Origin of the sequence: Nocardia sp. CS682 (assembly GCF_004634405.1) — a bacterium.
GTDB classification, from domain to species: domain Bacteria; phylum Actinomycetota; class Actinomycetes; order Mycobacteriales; family Mycobacteriaceae; genus Nocardia; species Nocardia ninae.
In genome coordinates this window covers 7,246,044-7,265,635 of the sequence record NZ_CP029710.1, presented here as the reverse complement: position 1 = coordinate 7,265,635, position 19,592 = coordinate 7,246,044, and the positions used below count along the sequence as shown (strand labels likewise).

The window sequence follows — 19,592 nt, the reverse complement described above, 5'->3', positions numbered from 1 at the left end:
CGGCTCAGCGAGTTAGAGGAGGCGGGACAGGAAGGCTTGGGTGCGTTCGTGTTTGGGGTTGGCCAGGAGCTCGCGGGGGGCGCCTGCTTCGACGATCACACCGGCGTCCATGAAGACCAGTTTGTCGGCTACCTCACGGGCGAAGCCCATTTCGTGGGTGACCACGACCATGGTCATGCCGGACTGGGCCAGTTCCCGCATGACCTGGAGTACCTCGCCGACGAGCTCGGGGTCCAGGGCCGAGGTGGGCTCGTCGAACAGCATCAACTTGGGGTCCATGGCGAGCGCGCGGGCGATGGCCACGCGCTGCTGCTGGCCGCCGGACAGCTGGGCGGGGTAGGCATTCGCCTTCTCCGCCAAGCCGACTCGGTCGAGCAGCTCCTGCGCCTTGGCCATCGCATCGGCCTTGCGGACCTTCTTGACCTGGATCGGCGCCTCGATCACGTTCTCCAGCACGGTGCGGTGCGGGAACAGATTGAAATGCTGGAACACCATGCCGATTTCGCGCCGCTGCCGGGCCGCCTCGCGCGGATGCAGCTCGTAGAGCTTGCCGTTCTTCTCCTGGTAGCCGACGAGTTCGCCGTCCACATAGAGCCGACCGGCATTGACCTGCTCGAGGTGGTTGATGCAGCGCAGGAAGGTGGACTTGCCCGAACCGGACGGCCCGATCACACACAGCACCTCGCCGCGCCCGATCTCCAGCGAGACACCCTTGAGCACTTGCAGCGCGCCGAAGTTCTTGCAGACCCGGTCCGCGACAATCATCGGTTGAGTGTCTTTGCCGACACTCGTCTCCGCACTCATTTCGCCTTCACAATCGTCTGGGCGTCGGCCAGATCCTGCAGCTGCTTACCGGTCAGCTGCCTGGACAGGCCACGCGAGTAGTAGCGCTCCAGATAGAACTGCCCGACCATCAGCACGCTGGTGATCGCGAGGTACCAGGTGGCGGTGACCAGCAGCAGCGGAATCGGCTGGAAGTTCACGCCGTAGATCTCGCGGGCCCGGCCGAAGAGGTCGGTGCTCAACGGCAAGGCGGTGACCAGCGAGGTGGTCTTCAGCATGCCGATGAGCTCGTTGCCGGTCGGCGGGATGATCACCCGCATCGCCTGGGGCAGCACCGTCCTGCGCATGGTCAGGCTCCAGGACATGCCGAGCGCGGTCGAGGCCTCACGCTGTCCTTCACCGACGGAATTGATCCCGGCGCGCACGATCTCGGCCATGTAGGCGGCTTCGTTGAGCCCGAGGCCGATCACCGCGAAGGTGAACGCGGCCTGCATGTTCTGCACGTTCAGCTCGAACAGGTGCGGGCCCCACGGGACGCCGAGCACGATCTGCTTGTACAGCGACGGGAACAGGCCCCAGAACACCAACTGCACGAAAACCGGTGTGCCACGGAAGATCCAGAGATACACCCAGGCCGCCGAGCGCAGCACCGGGTTCGGCGACAGCCGCATCACCGCGAGCAGCGTGCCGAGCGAGACGGCGATCGCCATGGCGAGCACGGTCAGTTCGAGGGTGACCACCGCACCGGCGAGAATCCGGCTGTCGAACAGGTACTTCCGGTAAGTACCCCACTGGTATGCCTCATTGGTCGCGGCACCGTAGACGAACAGTCCGACGAGCACCAGGATGACCGCGGCGGCGATCCACCGGCCGGGCCTACGCAGCGGAACCGCTTTGATCGGTTCCGGTTCGTTGGGATCCTCTGCCACACCGGGCCCGGGGTCGCCGGGCTCCGGCTTGGTTTCGTTCGAGGTCATTCGATCAGCTCGCGGCGCCGTTGATGACCGACTTGGTGATGGCGCCTTCCTCGACGCCCCAGTTCTTGGCGATCTCCAGGTACTTACCGTTGTCGACCAGGCTCTGCACGGCCTGCTGCAGCACGGCGGCCAGCGGCGAACCCTTGGCCACGGCCCAGCCGTACAGCGCCGCGCCGTAGGCCGCCGCGCTGGTCTTCTCGATCTTGCCTTCGCTCTTCTGGATCGCGTACACCGTCACCGGCAGGTCCGCGGCCATGGCGTCGACCTGGCCGAGCATCAGCGCGTTGGTCGCGGCGCTCTGCTCCTCGAAGGACTTGATGTCGATCGCGGGCTTGCCTTCGTCCTGGCACTTCTTGCTCCGGGCCGGGAGGTCGTCGGTGTCCTGGATGGTGGTCGCCTGCACGGCGACCCGCTTACCGCAAGCGTTGTCCGGGTCGACCGGCTTGCCCTTTTGCTGCGCCCACTGGGTGCGCACGTTGAAGTAGGTCGTGAAGTCGACCTGCTGCTCGCGCTCCTTGGTGTCGGTGATCGAGGACATACCCACGTCGTAGGTGCCGGCCTGGATGGTGGGGATGATCTTCTCGAAGGCGGACTCGAGGTACTCGGCCTTCACACCCAAGGTGGCGGCGACGGCATCCATCAGGTCGACGTCGTAACCGACGATCTTGCCGCTGGGATCCTTGTACTCGTTGGGCTGGTACGGAATGTTCACCCCGACAACGAGCTTGCCGGACTGCTTGATCTTGTCGGGGAGCTGCGCCGCGATCGAGTCGTTCTTCTCGACCTTCACCTTCTCCACGGCGGGTCCGGAGTCTTCGGTGTTACTACAGCCCGTCAGGACAAGTGCGCCTCCGGCGAGTACGCACACCGCCTGCAGGGCGCGCCTGCCAAGAACCGATCGAACAGACACAGCAGCCCTCCACATTTCGGATTCAAGAAACCCGGGTGTCACCACCCGTTGGCAATCTAAGCGACCGAGACGCTTCGTGCTGGACAGTAACGGAACTTTCATCCGTTCCTTGCTGAACACTCCGGGCTACCACACTCTGACTACCGGCGGTGGACCCTAGCACAAACTTGTTCGGTGAACTCGCTGGTCGATGCCTGTCCGCCCAGGTCCGCCGTGGCGATGCCCGCTTCGAACGCGGCGGCGACACCCCGTTCGATGCGTTCGGCGGCGTGCTGGAGGTCGCCGCGCCGGTCGCGAGTCCCCAACCAGCGCAACAGCATTGCCGCCGACAGTTGCAAGGCTGCGGGGTTGGCGCGGTTGCGCCCCGCGATGGTCGGCGCCGCGCCGTGCACCGCCTGTGCCATGGCGTGGGTGGCCGAGCAGTTGAGCGACGCGGCCAGGCCGAGCGAACCGCTCAGCTCGCCCGCCAGGTCGGAGAGGATGTCGCCGAATAGATTCTCGGTGACCAGCACGTCGTAATCGGCGGCCGCGCGGACGAGATGGGCGGCCGTCGCGTCGACGTGCTCGTCGGTGACCTCGACCCCGGGATAGGCGTGGGCAATTTCATAGCACACGTCGCGGAACAGACCCATCGTCATCGGCAGCACGTTGGCCTTGTGCACAATGGTCAGTCGCTTGCGGCGCGTCGTGGCGAGCCGCAGGGCCTCGTGCGCAATCCGCTCACAAGCCTGCCTGGTCACCACGCCGACCATCATCGCCACGTCCTCGGTCGGCCGGAACTCCCCCGACCCGGCGAACATATTGCGATCGGCGTAGAAACCTTCGCTGTTCTCCCGGACGATCACCAGATCAATTTTCGGGGCCGCCGCGCGCACGCCGGCGAACGCGCGGGCCGGACGGATGTTGGCGTACAACCCGAAACGCTTGCGAATGGCACCGCCCGGCGCGACCGCAGTGCGGTGCTCGGCCGGGTAGGAGGCGTTGTCGTGCGGGCCGAGGATCCAAGCGTCCACGCCGTCCAACGCCTGCAAGGTCTGCTCCGGCAACGGGTCGCCGTGTTCTTCGATGGCCCGGTGCCCCATGAGCAGCGGCACCCATTCGATCGGCGCGGCACCCGCCGCCGACACCGCCTCGTCGACGACCTGTCGGGTGGCCCGCACCACTTCCGGCCCGATGCCGTCGCCGTCGATCAGTCCCAGCCGCACCGGTAGCCCGGTCCCCGCGCTCACGATCGCCGCTCGCCGACGCTCGACTCCGTCGTGCGCGAGACCGCGCGCCGCCGCTCACTCCGGCTCACGCTCGGCGCTGTCCGAATATGGCGTTTCTGGTTCACCACCTCATCCTCGCGCCGCGCCCCGCCCGGCGGCGCACCGACCCACCGACCGCTACCGTCCGGAGACCATCTGGTCAGGCGGGATTTCCTGACCGCAAGCCTGGGTATACGGCCAGAGGACGGCGATCGGTGCCGCGCGCGCCGATCGGCCGTGGATGATTTAGGCAATGGCCGGCGTTGTAGTCGGCATACCGAATACGAGAGGACGTCATGGCCACCCAGACGCTGACCCAGCAGAATTTTGACGAGGTAGTCACCGGAAACGACGTGGTACTCGTCGATTTCTGGGCTGAGTGGTGCGGCCCGTGCAAGAGCTTCGCACCCACCTTCGAGGCCTCTTCGGAGAAGCACGCCGATGTCGTGTACGGCAAGGTCGACACCGAGTCCGAGCAGGGGCTCGCGGCCGCCGCCAACATCCGCTCCATCCCGACCATCATGGCCTTCCGGGAGGGTGTGCTGGTGTTCGCGCAGCCCGGCGCGCTGCCCGCCGCCGCGCTGGAAGACCTGGTCACCCAGGTGAAGGAGCTCGACATGGACGAGGTGCGCAAGCAGCTCGCCGAGCAGCAGGCCGGCGCCGAGCAGTAACTCGCCGAATCACAAGGGCCGTTCGTCGCGCGTGCGAGGAACGGCCCTTCTGCTGTGTCAGCTACCGAGCAGATTGACGCCGGCAATCATCGCGCGAACCGTCGATTCCGCACTGTCGTCGGCCAGGGCGGCGCCCCAGCCCCGCCGGCCGTTGCACTCACACTGCACGAAGGTCGCGGTGCCCTCGCCGGTGCGGCGCTGGTGGAACTGCAGAATTTCGACGTGGTAGCCCTCCTCGTAGAGGGCCGAGGTCATCGCCGCGACGAGGCTGCCGGAGGCGACCACCGTCCGCAGGTGGTCGGTGAACTCCAGCGTCACGGCGAAATCGGCGCTGCGGCTACCCGCGGGCGACCAGTCACCGAGCCGAATCGGCCCGGTGTGCTCGCAGTAGCGGTCGTGGAACTGCGCCGGGGTGAGGTCGGCACTTTCGTGGCGCAGACCCTTGGGGGCGGCGGCATGGAACGCGTGGGTATCGAGAGTGAGGATTGTCATTGAAAGTAGGTCTTCCCGAGGAATGTCGTGGCTCAGTTGACAGAGGGGACCAGCACTAACAAGTCATTCAGCCCGCAGCGAGGGGGCCGGTCCGAATCAGACCCCGCTACGGCGGGTTACTACGAGGAGAAGTCGCCGCTGCGCCACCATCGCGGTAAGCGGAATTAGCGCGGCGCTGTCGCGGTCTGCGACGTTGAGCGCTGCGCTGTGGCGGTCGGCGGGATTCGGCACGCGCTTGAGGATAGGGACATCTCAGCGCAATAGCAACCATATTCGATGCCCGATTTGTCTACCGGCGGGTAGCCTTTGCCCAGCTCAGGGCTGCAGAGCGGCAATGCGGGCCGATCACGGCCGTTATGTGCGGCACATGTTCAGCTCGGCGCCATCTACGTGACATCTGCGGGAGCGTGTCGGGAGGGCGTGTCGCGCTCGTGAAACGACGAGATCCGGGCCCAGTGGACCCGGATCGCGTGACGTGGTCCGATCGAAGGACCTTGCACGAAGTGCGGTGGATCAGTCGGCGACGACCTCGTTCAACTTTCCGGTCGCCACGTCGAAGATGAAGCCGCGGATCGAGTCTTTGTGCGGCACGAACGGACTCGCGACGATGCGGGCAATCGATTGCCGCACATCGGTTTCCAGATCGGTGAACGCCTCCGCCGCCCACTCCGGCTTGATGCCGACCTCCTGCTGGATCGACGACTTGAAGTCGTCGTCGGTGAAAGTGAGCATGCCGCAGTCGGTGTGGTGGATCAGGATGATCTCGCGGGTACCGAGCAGGCGCTGGCTGATCGCGAGCGAGCGGATCTCGTCGGCGGTGATCACGCCGCCCGCGTTCCGGATGACGTGCGACTCCCCCTCCTGAATGCCAAGCGCCCCATAGACATTCAGCCGGGCGTCCATGCAAGCGACCACCGCGACATGCTTGGCGGGCGGCAGCGGCAGCGGGCCGGTGAAGCTGCTCGCGTAGGCAGCGTTGTTCTGCATATACTCATCGGTCACGGTCATGGGCGGTCCCCTGCGTCAGGTATGCGTGGCTGCTTATATGTGGCGTGGCCCACGATAAATACGCGCGGGCGCGAGCGGACCGGTCCCGCTCACCGTGATTCGTTTACTGGCGTGCCGACAGCGACACATGCTCGCCTCACATTGCGGGGCTGGGCAGGTGCGGCAGCTCCGGGATCGTCGAATCGAGGTTCGGCTTGACCCTGACGCTGCGTCAGGGTCGGAGGCTTTACGCATGATCAACAACACCACCTCCGCGGCTCGGCTCGCTCCCCCGATCGGCGGATTCCAGGAGATCGGAGGCCGCCGGATCTTCCTGCACCGGTCGGGTAGCGGCGGGCCTGCCGTCGTGTTCTTGCCGGGCGCCAGCGCCGTCGGTCTGGACTATTTCGTTGTCCAGCAACAGGTTTCACAGTTCACCACCGCGGTGCTGTACGACCGTGGCGGCACGGGCTACAGCGATCCGATCCCGTTGCCGCGCACCGTCACCGCCGTCGCCACGGAACTGCACGAGTTGCTGCACGCCCAGCAGATCCCCGCCCCGTACGTGCTCGCGCCGCACTCCCTCGGCGCCTTCTACGCGCATCGGTTCACGCAGCTGTACCCGCAGGAAGTCGTCGGGCTGGCCTGGTTGGACGGCCTGCACCGTGACTGGGACGACTTCATGCCACCGGCGGCGTCCTTTGCCGAGTTCGAGCGGCAGGCACCCGGTCCTGCGCAGCTCGAACAGCTGCGCCCGGTCATGCGTGCGATGAACGCCGAGTTGTTCGCGGACTACCCGGAGCAGGTGCGGGAGTCGCTGATCGAGGCAAAGGACAGTGCCGAATGGCGCGCGGTCGGCATCGCCGAGCGCAGCAGGCTGGCCGCGCTCGCGGCCGAATTGCAGGCCGGACCGAACCTTCCGGACGTGCCGGTGGTCGCGCTCAGCGTGGTGGGCGCGGACCCCACGCAGGATGCGGCGACATCGCGCGCGATGCAGGACGGCCGTCAGCGAATGGACGCGGCACTGGTGGGTTCGGTCTCGCACGGCGAGCAACGGATCCTCTCCGACACCGTGCACCACCGGCTGTGCTTCGACCGCCCCGATGCCGTGGTCCAAGCGATTCGCGACGTGATCGAGCGGGCAGCCGGCTGAGTGCACCCACTCCGGCGGTCCTGTCGGCGTACCGCCCTAGACTCGGCGCGATCATATTTCGCGAAGATCCGAGGAGGACGGTGCTCACGATCGGCCAGTTGGCGGCGACCGCCGGCGTGACCGTGCGCACCGTCCGGCACTACCACCAGGTCGGTCTGTTGCCCGAACCCGAACGCGACGCGTCGGGCTATCGCCGCTACCGCGCGCAGGCGGCGGTGGATCTCATCCGGATCAGGACGCTCGCCGATGCCGGTGTGCCGCTGGCCCGTATCGATGCGCTGCTGCACGCCCAGCCGACCGAGTTCGCCGCCGCCATCACCGACATCGACGCCGCGTTGCGACGCAAGATCGACGAACTCAGCGAATACCGCCGCCGGATCGCGGAATTGGCCGGTGGCGAAAGCCTTGTCCTGCCCGCCGACGTGGTCGCCATCCTGGACCGGATGCGCGACCTCGGGGTGAGCGAGCAGCGGGTGCGCCTCGAACGCGACGCATGGATCCTGATGCAGGCACTGGAGCCACACGTCATGCCGCAGCGGATACGCGACAAGAACGCCGGTTTGGCCGACCCCGAAACGCTGCGCCTGTATCTCGCCTGCGATCAAGCGGTCCGGTGGGATCCGCACGACCCACGTCTGGATCAACTCATCGATGATCTGGACGCCTGGGAGATCCGGCACGAACGCGACGGCGGCGCGACCGGATACCTGAAGCTGGTCACTGCACAGATCTCCGAGGCGTCACCGGCCTGGCAGCGTGTCCTCGAGGTGCTCGCGCACCGCGCCGAGCAACGGCGCACCGCCGCGTCCGGCGGCTGACCTCGATCGCTAGGGAACTACTCGGCAGGCTTAGGCTCCGGGTCGATGGCGAGGCCCGAGATGAGCTGCTCGATCACCGAGCGGACCGCCGCGGTGTCCGCGATGTCGTCTTCGGTGTGCGCGAGGTATTGCGCGGCCTCGTCCAGCGCGCCGACGACGACCAGCGCCAGCGGTCGCACGGGTTGGGACCTGACGCGCCCCGCGGCGATGGCTCCGGCCAACGCGTTCTCCACCAGGCCGATCGTGTGCCGCAGTTCGATCTCCCGCCACCGGCGCCAGCCGAGCACCGCAGGGCCGTCCAGCAGCGCGATCCGTTGCACTTCCGGAGCGGTCGAGGCCTGCAACCACGCCAGGCAGCCCACGATCAGGTCGGCAAGCGGATCATCGGAGTGCGACGCGGCGACCGCGGTACCGATCACCTGGACCAGGCTGCGTTCGAGATCTTCGAATACCGCCTCGAACAGCTCGCGCTTCTCACTGAACTGGTGGTAGAGCGCACCACGACTGACTCCGGCCGCCTCGGCCACCGCGACCGTGCTCACCGCGCCATATCCGTGCTGCCCGAACAGTTCTCGCGCGGCCCGGATCACCGCACCCCGGGTCGAGGCCGAACGTTCGGCTTGGGTTCGACGATCAGCGTTCATAGCGACGTCGAAGTCTAGGGCAGCACCGAACCCGGCTTCGATCCGAGCCGCCGCACCCCTTGACCGGCGGTGCCGGTATCCAGGAACATACAGTCAGACTGTTTGTATTTCAGAAGGATTCAGCATTATGTCCGCGAAAACCACCGAACTGTTCGAGCGCTATCACGCCTGCTGGGTCGACCGCGATCCCGACCGCATCGTCGAATTGCACACGCCCGACTCGATATTCCACCTGCACTCCGGGAGCGAGCCCGCGCGTGGCCGCGCCGAAATCCGCGCCGCCGCCGCGCAAACCTTCGCCCTGGTCCCCGATCTCACCTTCCACCTGGTCAATCTGCGGGTCGGCGACGACTTCTGGGTGGTCCAGTGGCGGCTCACCGGCACCTCGGTCGCCGGCAACCCCGTAGAGGTCGACCTCGCGGACCTGGTCCTGATCGAGAACGGCGCGGTGCGGGAAAAGCACTCCTACGTAGACGGAGTGGCGATGCAGGCCGCACTGGCGGCACCCGCCGATATCGCCTGAGTCGGCAAATCCCTTCGGCGGCAAGGATTCCTGATACGCGACGCCGGCGATCCGGTCCGCTGAGCGGACTGGATCCTCGGCCACCACCGCCCTCCCCTGGCACGCTGCGAACGGCAGCTCGTCGCGAGCGCCATAGTTCAACGGGCTAGGTAGAGGCGAACATATGAAGAACCAGTGGATAGCCTGGCAACACGCGTGGAACCAGACTCTCAGCATCCAGTACTCGTTCCCGCCGACAACTGCCGTCGTGCAAATCGCCCTGTCCTCCAGATATGACCTGGACGAGTGGGCGACCCCGATCGCGCAAGCCATCGCGGGCTGGACCCATTACCGGACAGCGGATGGTTCCCAGCATGAGCTACCGACCCATACGCCGACCTTTTACTCGAGCAACATCACCGAGGTCAACGGGCTGCTGATCTCCTACAACTGCCACACCGATGTGGTCATCAACTGGTTCATTTGGGCCTGACCCCACACACCGAGGAGCCGAGATGGAACTTCCATTCATTCAAGGCGCCGGGCAGGCGCCAGATATCGACACCGTCCTGACCGTGGCGCTGTACGACGCCGAGTCCGGCCGAATCGTCCACCAGCACGCCGCGGTCGTCTTCGCCGGCGGGCGCGCCATCCCCGAGGCCGAAGCGATCGAAGCCGCCCGGACCAGCGCCGCCGGAGTCGGTCACCGTACGAGGGAACTGAAGGTCGCCGTCAGCGACAACCCCGACGCGCTACGTGGCCCGCACCGGATCGACACCGGGACGGGCGCGTTCGTCCGCCTCCCGCTCGCCGAGCCTGCCGAACGCGGTCCGGCGTCTGCGACCTGACCGCGCCCGCCTCAGTGCGCGGCGTTGTCCCAACTGCGACCGGTGCCGACCGAGACGTCGAGGGGCACCGAGAGGTGGATCGCGGCGGCCATCTGTTCCTTGGCCAGCGCCTCCAGGGTCTCCCGTTCCCCCTCGGCGACCTCGAACAGCAATTCGTCGTGGATCTGCAGCAGCATCCTGGAGCGCAGGCCCGCGGCCTCGATCGCCTTGTGCACGTTGATCATCGCGACCTTGATGATGTCGGCGGCGGTGCCCTGGATGGGGGCGTTTAGCGCCATCCGCTCGGCGGCCTCGCGGCGCTGCCGGTTGCTGGAGTCCAGGTCGGGCAGGTAGCGGCGGCGGCCGAACAGGGTCGAGGTGTAGCCGACCTTGCGGGCCTGCTCGACCACCTCGTACAGGTAATCGCGGATGCCACCGAAGCGGTCGAAGTAGACGTCCATCTGCTCCTTGGCCTCGGTGGTGCTGATCTTCAGCTGGGCGGCCAGGCCGTAGGAGCTCAGGCCGTAGGCCAGCCCGTAGGACATCGCCTTGATCCGGCGGCGCAGCTCCGGGGTCACCTCGGCGATCGGGATGTCGAAGGCCTTGGACGCCACGAAGGTGTGCAAGTCCTCACCCGAGTTGAAGGCCTCGATCAAGCCTTCGTCGGCGGACAGGTGCGCCATGATGCGCATCTCGATCTGGCTGTAGTCCGCGGTCATCAGCGACTCGTAGCCGGCGCCGACGACGAAGGTGTCGCGGATCTGCCTGCCGGTGTCGGTGCGGATCGGGATGTTCTGCAGGTTCGGCTCGGTGGAGGAGAGCCGGCCGGTGGCGGCGATGGTCTGGTTGAAGGTGGTGTGGATGCGTCCGTCGTCGGCAACGCATTTCAGCAAACCGTCGACGGTCACCTTCAGCCGCGTCGCGTCGCGATGCTCGAGCAGGTGCTGCAGGAACGGGTGCTCGGTCTTCTCGAACAGCGACTCCAGCGCGTCGGCGTCGGTGGTGTAACCGGTCTTGGTGCGCTTGGTCTTCGGCATGTCGAGCTCGTCGAACAGCACCACCTGCAGCTGCTTGGGAGAGCCGAGGTTGATCTGCTTGCCGATCACCTCGTAGGCCGCGTTGGCCGCATCGGTCACCTTGTCGGCGAACTGGCGTTGCAACGTCTCCAACTGGTCGGTGTCGACCGCGATGCCCGCGTCCTCGAGGTTGGCCAGCACGCTGAGCAGCGGCAGTTCCATGTCCTCTAGCAGCGGGACGGACTCGATCTGCTGCAATTCGGTGTCGAGTGCGTCGGCGAGGTCGGCGACGGCCCTGGCGCGCAGCATTTCGGTCTGCGCGAGTTCGGCGTCGACGGTGTCCTCGTCGTCGAGCAGCGAAAGCTGGGGGGTCTCATCGGTTTCGGCGCGCAGTTCGCGGCGCAGGTAGCGCAGCGAGAGGTCGTCGAGGTTGAAGCTGCGCTGGCCTGGGCGGACCAGGTAGGCGGCCAGCGCGGTGTCGCAGGTGAGCCCGCCGAGCGTCCAGCCGCGGCCGCGCAACGCGTGCATGGCGGCCTTCGCCTCGTGCAGCGCCTTCGGCACGGCCGGGTCGGCGAGCCAGGCGCCCAGTGCCGCTTCGTCTTCCGGGGTCAGGATCGAGACGTCGATGTAGCCGCTCTCACCGTCGCCCGCCGCGATGGCCAAAGCGCGCACGTCACCGTTGCCGGGGGTGCCCGAGCCGACGATCGAGACGCCCTGCCGGACACCGGCTTTCGCGTGCTCGGTGAGCCAGTCGGCGACCGCGCCGACCTCCAGCGCGCCGCCGCTGATCTCGAAGCCCGCCTCGGCTTCGGGCTCCTTCGGGGCCAGTGTCTCGAACAGCCGGTCCCGCAGCACGCGGAACTCCAGGTCGTCGAAGAGCTGATGGATCTTGTTGCGGTCCCACGGCTGCTGCGCCAGCTGGTCCGGGGTGTACGGCAGCGGCATGTCGCGCACCATCTCGGTGAGCTGACGGTTCAGGATGACGCTGCTCAGGTTGGCGCGCAGTGCGTCGCCGACCTTGCCCTTCACCTCGTCCACCTTGTCCACCAGCGAGTTCAGGTCGCCGTACTCGCGGATCCACTTGGCCGCGGTCTTCTCGCCGACGCCGGGGATGCCGGGCAGGTTGTCGCTCGGGTCGCCGCGCAGCGCCGCGTAGTCCGGGTACTGGGCAGGGGTGAGGCCGTATTTGGCGAACACCTCGTCTGGGGTGAACCGGGTCAGGTCGGAGACGCCCTTGCGCGGGTAGAGCACCGTCACGTTCTCGTTGACCAGCTGGATGGCGTCGCGGTCACCCGAGACGATGAGCACTCGGAAGCCTTCGTCCACCGCCCGGGTGGTGAGCGTGGCGATGATGTCGTCGGCCTCGAAGCCCTCGATCGCCATCACCGGGATGCCCATCGCGCCGAGCACGTCCTTGGTGAGTTCGACCTGCCCGCGGAACTCGTCCGGGGTCTGCGACCGGTTCGCCTTGTACTCCGGGTACGCCTCGGTGCGGAACGTCTTGCGGTTCACGTCGAACGCCGTCGCGATGTGCGTCGGCTTCTCGTCGCGCAACAGGTTGATCAGCATCGCGGTGAACCCGTACACCGCGTTGGTGGTCTGCCCCGTCACCGTCTTGAAGTTCTCCGCCGGTAGCGCGAAGAACGCGCGATAGGCGATCGAATGCCCGTCCAGCAACAGCAGAGTCGGCCGGTCTCCCGGTGCGGATTCGCTGGAGCCGGACGCGGTGACAGGACGCTGAGCAGTCGTGGGTGAACTCACGCCCCAGAGTCTAGGGACCAGCACCGACAAGGTGATACGCCGACACCCACCGACCCCGAAACCCCGCACGTTCGTCGGCCGAGAACGTGTCGGCATCACGTCATACGATGGGGTCCGCTGCGCGGGCAGCTGGGTCACAGGGAGGGAAATCTCGATGCTTCGTTCCGCGGAAGCGATGCACGCCCATCTGATCGACGAGGTCAATCTCATGCTGCGGCGGCTCGGCATGTACGGCGGTGAGCCAGCCTTATGGACCCTCTTCCACCACCTGTTCTTCCTCGAAGACACCGACAACGGGCTGCAGGACCTGCACGAATCCTGGCAGGCGCGCAACGCTTTCACACCCATCGGCGTCAAAGGCGCGCTGCACCGCCACCTCCCGGAAAACCTCCGCTCGGCGTTGCCCTCGATGTATGCCGAAGCCGCTCGGCAACGCGGCTGGCTGACTATGGACCGAGCGCTGACCACCGACGAGTACACGAGTCTGCGCGCCGCGATCGACACGTTCGTCGCGCAGGATCGCAGCTGGGACGACGTCGTCGCGGCATTCGGCCCACCCAGTGTGCTGTTCGGCGGGACGAACCCGTGGTACGAGAAGACCCTCGCCTACGCGACCGAGGACAAGTCGGAGCCGATGGTCTTCTTCCATCTGTGGAACGACTGCCAGACCCGACCGAGGGACGCCGGGCCGATCCTGCTCGCGGTCCGCTACGGCGCCGGGCCGTTCGCGGCGTCCTTCTCCTTCACCCCCGAGGGCATCCGGCGCCGCCCGCCGCAGGAAGAATTCTGAGGCGGGCGGCGCAGGGGGTTACAAGGTTGCGACGAGTTCCCGCAAGACCGGGAGGCTGAGGGAACCGGAGCCGAGGACTATGTCGTGGAAGGCTTTGATGTCGAAGGCGCTGCCGAGGCGTTCGGTGGCGGCGAGGCGCTGCCTGCGGATCTCCAGCTGGCCGATCTTGTAGCCGACGGCCTGGCCCGGCATGCCGATGTAGCGGTCGACCTCGGTGGTGATCTCGGCGATGCCTGCAGGCGCGTTGGCCACCATGAAGTCGATGGCCTGCTGCCTGCTCCAGCCTTTCGCGTGCAGGCCGGTGTCGAGGACGAGGCGGCAGGAGCGCATGGAGTCGCCGGACAGCATGCCGAGGCGGCCCAGATCGTCCTCGTACAAACCCATTTCGTCGGCGAGCCGCTCGGTGTAGAGCGCCCAGCCCTCGACGAACGCGGTGTTCGCGTACGACTGGCGCTGGAACCGCGGCAGGTGGTCGAGTTCGTTGGCGATGGTGAGTTGCAGGTGGTGGCCGGGGATGGCCTCGTGGAACGCCACCGCGGCCGTCTCGAACCGCCCGCGGCCGGTGGGATGATAGGTGTTGACGAAGTAGGTGCCCGGCCGGGAACCGTCCGCGGCGGGCGGAAAGTAGTACGCCGCAGGGGCGTCCGCGGCGAGGAACTCCGGCATCGGCACGATGTCGCAGGATTCCTTGGGCAGCCTGCCGAACCAATCGCCCACCTGGGCGTTCGCGGAGGTCAGCGCGTGGCGCGCGTCGAACATGATCTGTTCGCCGTCGATGTAACACAGCTCGGGATCATCGCGCAGCCTGGCGAAGATCTCGCCGAGGTCGGCGGTGCCGAACAGCCGCTCGCCGATCGTCGCGTATTCCTCGCGCAGCGCGGCGAGCTCGGTCAGGCCCAGCTCGTGGATTTCGTCGGCACCGAGCTCGGGCAAGGTGGTGTGGTAGCGCAGCTGGCGCTGGTAGATGTCCTCCCCGTCGGCGCCGAGCCAGCACAGGCCCGCCTTGTCATCCGGCCGGCTCGCGGGCAGCAGTTCGTTGAACAGCACCTCCCGGTAGCGCTGGAACGCCGGGCGAATGACATCGCGTGCCACCTCGGTCAATTCGGCGCGCCAGTTCGCCTCGCTCGCCCAGTTCGGCGGACCGGTGAGGGTGACGAACGGATCCTCGGCCAGCTCCGAGGCCAGATATCCGTCGAGCTGGTTCAGCGACCGCTCGAGGGTGATCCGTGGGGGCGTGCGGCCCGCGGCCAACCCGTCCCGGAACCGATCGACGGCCTGCGCGAGCATGGTGTCGAACTGCCGGAAGCGCTGCACCAGCGCGAGCGCGTTGGCCGGCTCCGGCGCGTTGGTCTGCGGCGCCATCGTCAGCAGGTAGGCGTGCACGCCTTCCATCTGATCGGAGGCCATCTCCAGTGGACGGCACTCCAGCCGCTGGATGGCGCCCGCCAATTCGGTGCGCAGCAGGCTGCGGGTGGTGCGATCGGTGGGGTCGAGCCGCTCGGCGTCGAGCGCGTCGACCTGGCGCAACAGGTCACGCCAGGTCGACAGCAATTGTTGTTCGGCCGCGGCGGACAGATCCTCGACGCGATCGTCGAAGCGCCGATCGCCGAGCAGTGTCGCGTCGCTGGGTTTGGCCGCCAGGAAGGTGTCCCAGTACCGCTCGGCCAGACCTGTCAGCTCATCGTGACCATTCATGGTCACGATCATGCCTCGAGGACGGCCTTGCGGCCCTGGGGATTACACCGGAACTACCCGACGCCCAGGTAGGCCGACTTCACCGACGGGTCGGTGAGCAGGTCGCGACCGGAGCCGGTCTTGGTGACATCACCGGTCTCCATGATGTAGGCGCGGTGGCTGCGTGAGAGCGCCTGCTGGGCGTTCTGCTCGACCAGCAGCACCGTGGTGCCCTGCTGGTTGATCTCGGTGATGATCCGGAAGATCTGCTGAATGATCATGGGCGCCAAGCCCATCGACGGCTCATCCAGCAACAGCAGCCGTGGCCGCGCCATCAGCGCCCGGCCGATGGCCAGCATCTGCTGCTCACCGCCGGACAGTGTGCCGCCGACCTGCTTGCGCCGCTCCGACATACGCGGAAACAGCTCGAACACCCATTCCAGCGTCTGGTTGTACTCCGCCTTCTGCTTGAACGGCCTTCCATAGCAACCCATGTCGAGGTTTTCCTGCACCGTCATGCCGGGGAAAACACCCCGGCCCTCCGGTGCCTGGATCAGGCCCTCACCCACCCGCTCGTGCGCCTTCATGTGGGTGATGTCGCGACCCTCGAACACGATCTTGCCGCGGGTCAGCGGCAGCAGGCCCGACAGCGCCCGCATGGTGGTGGTCTTGCCCGCGCCGTTCGCGCCGAGCAGGGTCACCAGCTCACCCGCCGCCACCCGCAGCGAAATCCCGTGCAGTGCCTGGATTCTGCCGTAGTTGACGACCATGTCGGTGACCTCGAGCAGGGTGTCGGACGCGTCCGAACCTGCCTTGGTCACGTCGACGGTCTGCTGGTCCGGTTCTCTGTGCGATGTCATCGCTGCTCCTACCCGTCCGTCCCGTGCGCGCTCGTCCCCGACTCGATGGCGTCGTCGGGCACACCGAGATAGGCGGCGATCACCGCGGGGTCCTCCCGGATTTCGGCGGGCAGCCCGTCCGCGATCTTGCGGCCGAACTCCAGCACCACGATCCGGTCGGTCACGCCCATCACCAGGCGCATGTCGTGCTCGATCAGCAGCACGGTGAACCCGTCGTCGCGGATCTTGCGGATCAGATCCATCAGCGCCGACTTCTCGCTCGGATTGAACCCGGCCGCGGGCTCGTCCAGGCAGAGCAACTTCGGCTCGGTGGCCAGCGCCCTGGCGATCTCCAAGCGGCGCTGATCGCCGTAGGAAAGGTTGCGCGCCTTCTCCACTGCCATCGGTGCGATGCCGACGAATTCGAGCAGCGCCATGCCCCGCTCGATCGCGTCGTGTTCCTCGCGGCGGTGCCGCGCGGTGCGGAAGATGGCGCCCGGCACCGAGGTCTTGTGCCTGGCGTCGGTGCCGACCACCACGTTCTCCAACGCGGTCATCTCGTTGAAGAGCCGGATGTTCTGGAAGGTACGCGCGATGCCGAGCCGGGTGATGGCGTTGCGCTTGGTCTTCGTCAGCGGTGCGCCGTCGAAATACACGGTGCCCGAGGACGGGCGATACACCCCGGTGATCGCGTTGAAGCAGGTGGTCTTGCCCGCGCCGTTGGGCCCGATGAGCCCGAGGATCTCGCCGCGGCGGATCTCGAAACTCACCGCGTCCAACGCGGTCAGACCACCGAACTTCACGGTCAGCTCCTCGGTGCGCAGCAGCGGCGCACCGACTTCGGTCTCGATCTCGCGATGCGAGGCGACGACCTCCGCGACCGTCTCGGCGTCGGCCAGGTCCGGAATCACCGCGGTCACGTCGACCACACCGGCACTGGGCTCCGCCTCGGGTTCGGCGACATAGCCCGCGGCCATGTCCTCGTTGTCGAACAGTGCGCCCCCGGCGCCCGGCCCGGTCATCGGGTCGCTCCGATCGTGTCGTCGCCGGACGGTCTGCGCACGGCTTGGTACACCTGCCGCCCGTAGGCGAGCAATTTCTGCCGGACCGGGAACAGGCCCTGCGGTTTGAAGATCATGACCACCATCAGCGTGATGCCGAAGAACAGATACTTGTAGTCGCCGAGTGACTGAGCGCCCGGCTTCTGGAAGACCAGCACATTATTCAGCACGACGAGCATCACGATCAGGGCGACCAGTCCGCCGGCCAGATAGCCGAGCCGGATCGGCCGTTCCTGATCACGAGCCCACCTGCGCCACCCCACGATCAGCCCGACGACCAGCGCGATGGTGAAGATCAACGCGATCCAGCCGACCGCCGTCTGCCCGACCGCCTGCACCGAAAGCAACCGGTTCGGCAGGTACACGATGACGAACGCGCCGACGATCACGCCGAGCTTGTTGCCCTGCCCGCCGATCACGACCGCGCACAGGAACAGCATCGAGTTGATGATGTTGAACCCGGTGGGATTGATGAACTGCACCTGCCCCGCGTACAGCGCGCCGGAGAGCCCGCCGACCGCGGCGCCGATGGTGAACGCCCACAGCTTGAACTTGAAGGTGGGCACACCCATGATCTCGGCCGCGTCCTCGTCCTCCCGGATCGACACCCACGCGCGGCCTACTCGGCTGCGCTCCAGGTTGCCGACGATCAGCAGGGTGAGAATCACCAGCACCATGCCGACCCAGAACCACCAGGCGCCCGCGTTGGCCTTGTCGAGCAGGTTGGCGGACTCCGAGTTTCCGACATTGCCGGAGGAGAACACGCCGTTCGGCTTCGTCTCGGACTCGCCGATGTGCGGGTAGGCGATGCCGGACAGGCCGAGGCTGCCGTTGGTCACGTCGCCGAGGTTGTCGGCGAGCAGCCGGACGATCTCACCGAAGCCGAGCGTCACGATCGCCAGATAGTCGCCGCGCAAGCGCAGCGTCGGCGTGCCGAGAATGAGGCCGGAAACCGCGGTGACCGCCACCGCCAGCGGCAGACAGGCCAGCCACGCCCAGTCGTCGTTCAACCAGCCCTCACCGGTCTGATTCCACGGACTGTTGGGACTGGTGAGCAGGCCGACGGTGTACGCACCGACGGCATAGAACCCGACATAGCCGAGGTCGAGCAGACCCGCCTGTCCGACAACGACATTCAGGCCGACAGCGAGCAGGGCGTACATGGCGAACTGCGCCATCACGCCGCCGAAGCTGGTGCCCGGAGTGTCGATGAACGGGGGCGGGAACAACGGCAGCAACGCCAGCGCAATGAGGGCGGGCACGCCGACCGCCCACTGAGCAGGCCGGGACAGACCGCCCCACCAGGAACGCAGGGCGTCACCGACACCGTGCATCGGTCGCTCCGGCGCCGGTGGCGGAGCGGCAGTCTTGGTCGAAACGTTCATGCTCGTGCCTTCCCGAGACTCTCACCCAAAATGCCGGTCGGCCGAATCATCAGCACCAGCACGAGCACCACGAACGCGACCACGTCGCGCCATTCGGTGCCGAACAGGATCTGGCCGTAGTTCTCCGCCAGTCCGAGCAGCAGGCCGCCGAGCAGCGCGCCGCGCAGGTTACCGATACCGCCGAGCACCGCGGCGCTGAACGCCTTGATGCCGAGGATGAATCCGCCCGAGTAGATGATCCCGTTCGGGATCTTGAGCGCGTACAGCAACGCGGCCGCACCGGCGAGCACGCCGCCGATGAGGAAGGTGAGCATGATGATCCGCTCCCGCGAGACACCCATCAGCGTCGCGGTGTCGGGATCCTGTGCCACGGCCCGGATGCCGCGGCCGAACTTGGTCTGGTTGATGAGCAGCTCGGTGACGATGGCCAGGATGACCGCGGCGACGATGATCACCAGCGTCACGTTGCTGACGTCCGCGCCGCCGAAGCTGAACTGCGTGGTCGGTTCCACCAGCATGATCGGCTTCTGGGCATTGGTGCCACCCACGGACGGCCAGATCTTCGGCAGCACGAAGTGCACGATTTCCTGGATCACGAACGAGGCGCCGATGGCGGTGATGAGGAAGATCAGGGGTTTGGCGCCACGCCTGCGCAGCGGCCGATAGGCGACGCGTTCCAATCCGACTGCCGCGGCCCCGGAGACCGCCATGCCGAAGATCATCGCCAGCGCCAAATAGGTGATGGTGAGGATGATGCCCTGGGAGTAGACATCACCGCTCGGCGAGAAACCGAGCAACATGAGCCCGATGTACTGACCGAACAGGCCGAGCATGAATATTTCCGAATGGGCAAAATTGATAAGCCGCAAAACGCCGTAGACCAGGGTGTAGCCGACAGCGACCAGTGCGTAGATCGCACCATAGGACAATCCGTCGACGGTCAGTCGCCAGAAATCTTGGATCACGCCTTCATAGTTGAAGTCGATTGATCCGCCGGCGAGTTGTACAGCGCCGGCTAATGCAGTGGGTGTCATTCGTAATTCGCCCTCATTCAT

20 protein-coding genes are annotated in these 19,592 nt (G+C 66.5%); 7 read left to right on the top strand and 13 right to left on the bottom strand.

Features of this window, described 5'->3' with window-relative positions; translation table 11 throughout:
• Window positions 1–12 precede the first annotated feature (12 nt).
• The 4 genes from DMB37_RS32925 to DMB37_RS32910 all read right to left on the bottom strand — a co-directional run bounded on the left by DMB37_RS32925 (window position 13) and on the right by DMB37_RS32910 (window position 3,899).
• Window positions 13–765, bottom strand: coding sequence for an amino acid ABC transporter ATP-binding protein (locus tag DMB37_RS32925; protein WP_135235999.1), 753 nt, complete (start codon window positions 763–765; stop codon window positions 13–15).
• A gap of 35 nt (window positions 766–800) precedes the next feature.
• Window positions 801–1,760: an amino acid ABC transporter permease gene (locus DMB37_RS32920; protein ID WP_135235998.1), complete on the bottom strand. Its 960-nt coding sequence runs from the start codon at window positions 1,758–1,760 to the stop codon at window positions 801–803.
• 4 nt (window positions 1,761–1,764) lie between these two features.
• On the bottom strand, window positions 1,765–2,685 hold the full coding sequence (locus DMB37_RS32915; protein WP_167769008.1) for an ABC transporter substrate-binding protein: 921 nt from the start codon (window positions 2,683–2,685) through the stop codon (window positions 1,765–1,767).
• A 125-nt stretch (window positions 2,686–2,810) separates the two neighbouring features.
• On the bottom strand, window positions 2,811–3,899 hold the full coding sequence (locus tag DMB37_RS32910; RefSeq protein WP_135235997.1) for an isocitrate/isopropylmalate dehydrogenase family protein: 1,089 nt from the start codon (window positions 3,897–3,899) through the stop codon (window positions 2,811–2,813).
• A 314-nt stretch (window positions 3,900–4,213) separates the two neighbouring features.
• Between DMB37_RS32910 and trxA the strand changes: the two genes are divergently transcribed.
• Window positions 4,214–4,588, top strand: a complete 375-nt coding sequence (trxA, locus tag DMB37_RS32905; RefSeq protein ID WP_135235996.1) for a thioredoxin — start codon at window positions 4,214–4,216, stop codon at window positions 4,586–4,588.
• Window positions 4,589–4,645: 57 nt separating this feature from the next.
• On the opposite strand, the gene DMB37_RS32900 is transcribed toward trxA, so the two are convergent.
• Window positions 4,646–5,080, bottom strand: coding sequence for a 2-keto-3-deoxygluconate kinase (locus DMB37_RS32900; RefSeq protein WP_107655279.1), 435 nt, complete (start codon window positions 5,078–5,080; stop codon window positions 4,646–4,648).
• Window positions 5,081–5,593: 513 nt separating this feature from the next.
• Complete coding sequence (locus DMB37_RS32895; protein WP_135235995.1) at window positions 5,594–6,088, bottom strand: carbonic anhydrase; 495 nt, start codon at window positions 6,086–6,088, stop codon at window positions 5,594–5,596.
• Window positions 6,089–6,320: 232 nt separating this feature from the next.
• Here DMB37_RS32895 and DMB37_RS32890 point away from each other — a divergent pair, with 232 nt between their 5' ends.
• Together DMB37_RS32890 and DMB37_RS32885 are read left to right on the top strand one after the other, a co-directional pair.
• Entirely contained in the window at window positions 6,321–7,220 is a 900-nt protein-coding gene (locus DMB37_RS32890; RefSeq protein WP_135235994.1) for an alpha/beta fold hydrolase, read from the top strand.
• An 80-nt stretch (window positions 7,221–7,300) separates the two neighbouring features.
• Window positions 7,301–8,038, top strand: a complete 738-nt coding sequence (locus tag DMB37_RS32885; protein ID WP_135235993.1) for a MerR family transcriptional regulator — start codon at window positions 7,301–7,303, stop codon at window positions 8,036–8,038.
• Window positions 8,039–8,055: 17 nt separating this feature from the next.
• Here the strand turns inward: DMB37_RS32885 and DMB37_RS32880 are convergent, their stop codons facing one another.
• Window positions 8,056–8,682, bottom strand: a complete 627-nt coding sequence (locus DMB37_RS32880) for a TetR/AcrR family transcriptional regulator (protein ID WP_135235992.1) — start codon at window positions 8,680–8,682, stop codon at window positions 8,056–8,058.
• Window positions 8,683–8,809: 127 nt separating this feature from the next.
• On the opposite strand from DMB37_RS32880, the gene DMB37_RS32875 reads away from it, so the two are divergent.
• The 3 genes from DMB37_RS32875 to DMB37_RS32865 all read left to right on the top strand — a co-directional run bounded on the left by DMB37_RS32875 (window position 8,810) and on the right by DMB37_RS32865 (window position 10,032).
• On the top strand, window positions 8,810–9,205 hold the full coding sequence (locus DMB37_RS32875) for a nuclear transport factor 2 family protein (protein ID WP_206055055.1): 396 nt from the start codon (window positions 8,810–8,812) through the stop codon (window positions 9,203–9,205).
• A 163-nt stretch (window positions 9,206–9,368) separates the two neighbouring features.
• On the top strand, window positions 9,369–9,677 hold the full coding sequence (locus DMB37_RS32870) for a hypothetical protein (protein ID WP_135235991.1): 309 nt from the start codon (window positions 9,369–9,371) through the stop codon (window positions 9,675–9,677).
• Between the two features lie 22 nt (window positions 9,678–9,699).
• On the top strand, window positions 9,700–10,032 hold the full coding sequence (locus tag DMB37_RS32865; RefSeq protein ID WP_135235990.1) for a hypothetical protein: 333 nt from the start codon (window positions 9,700–9,702) through the stop codon (window positions 10,030–10,032).
• 11 nt (window positions 10,033–10,043) lie between these two features.
• Here DMB37_RS32865 and polA read toward each other — a convergent pair whose 3' ends face one another.
• Complete coding sequence (gene polA / locus DMB37_RS32860) at window positions 10,044–12,788, bottom strand: DNA polymerase I (RefSeq protein WP_135235989.1); 2,745 nt, start codon at window positions 12,786–12,788, stop codon at window positions 10,044–10,046.
• 154 nt (window positions 12,789–12,942) lie between these two features.
• On the opposite strand from polA, the gene DMB37_RS32855 reads away from it, so the two are divergent.
• Window positions 12,943–13,578 (top strand): hypothetical protein, encoded by a 636-nt coding sequence (locus DMB37_RS32855; RefSeq protein ID WP_135235988.1) that lies wholly within the window; start codon window positions 12,943–12,945, stop codon window positions 13,576–13,578.
• 18 nt (window positions 13,579–13,596) lie between these two features.
• Here the strand turns inward: DMB37_RS32855 and DMB37_RS32850 are convergent, their stop codons facing one another.
• The 5 genes from DMB37_RS32850 to DMB37_RS32830 all read right to left on the bottom strand — a co-directional run bounded on the left by DMB37_RS32850 (window position 13,597) and on the right by DMB37_RS32830 (window position 19,571).
• Window positions 13,597–15,273, bottom strand: a complete 1,677-nt coding sequence (locus tag DMB37_RS32850) for a DUF885 family protein (protein WP_240771759.1) — start codon at window positions 15,271–15,273, stop codon at window positions 13,597–13,599.
• A 53-nt stretch (window positions 15,274–15,326) separates the two neighbouring features.
• On the bottom strand, window positions 15,327–16,022 hold the full coding sequence (locus DMB37_RS32845; RefSeq protein WP_135237963.1) for an ABC transporter ATP-binding protein: 696 nt from the start codon (window positions 16,020–16,022) through the stop codon (window positions 15,327–15,329).
• Between the two features lie 98 nt (window positions 16,023–16,120).
• Window positions 16,121–17,113: an ABC transporter ATP-binding protein gene (locus DMB37_RS32840; protein ID WP_135235986.1), complete on the bottom strand. Its 993-nt coding sequence runs from the start codon at window positions 17,111–17,113 to the stop codon at window positions 16,121–16,123.
• The gene (locus DMB37_RS32835) at window positions 17,110–18,537 is read right to left on the bottom strand and encodes a branched-chain amino acid ABC transporter permease (protein ID WP_370465245.1); all 1,428 of its coding nucleotides are present in this window, start codon (window positions 18,535–18,537) and stop codon (window positions 17,110–17,112) included. Before DMB37_RS32835 ends, DMB37_RS32840 begins: the two co-directional genes overlap by 4 nt.
• Window positions 18,534–19,571, bottom strand: coding sequence for a branched-chain amino acid ABC transporter permease (locus DMB37_RS32830; RefSeq protein ID WP_135235985.1), 1,038 nt, complete (start codon window positions 19,569–19,571; stop codon window positions 18,534–18,536). Before DMB37_RS32830 ends, DMB37_RS32835 begins: the two co-directional genes overlap by 4 nt.
• Window positions 19,572–19,592: the final 21 nt, after the last annotated feature.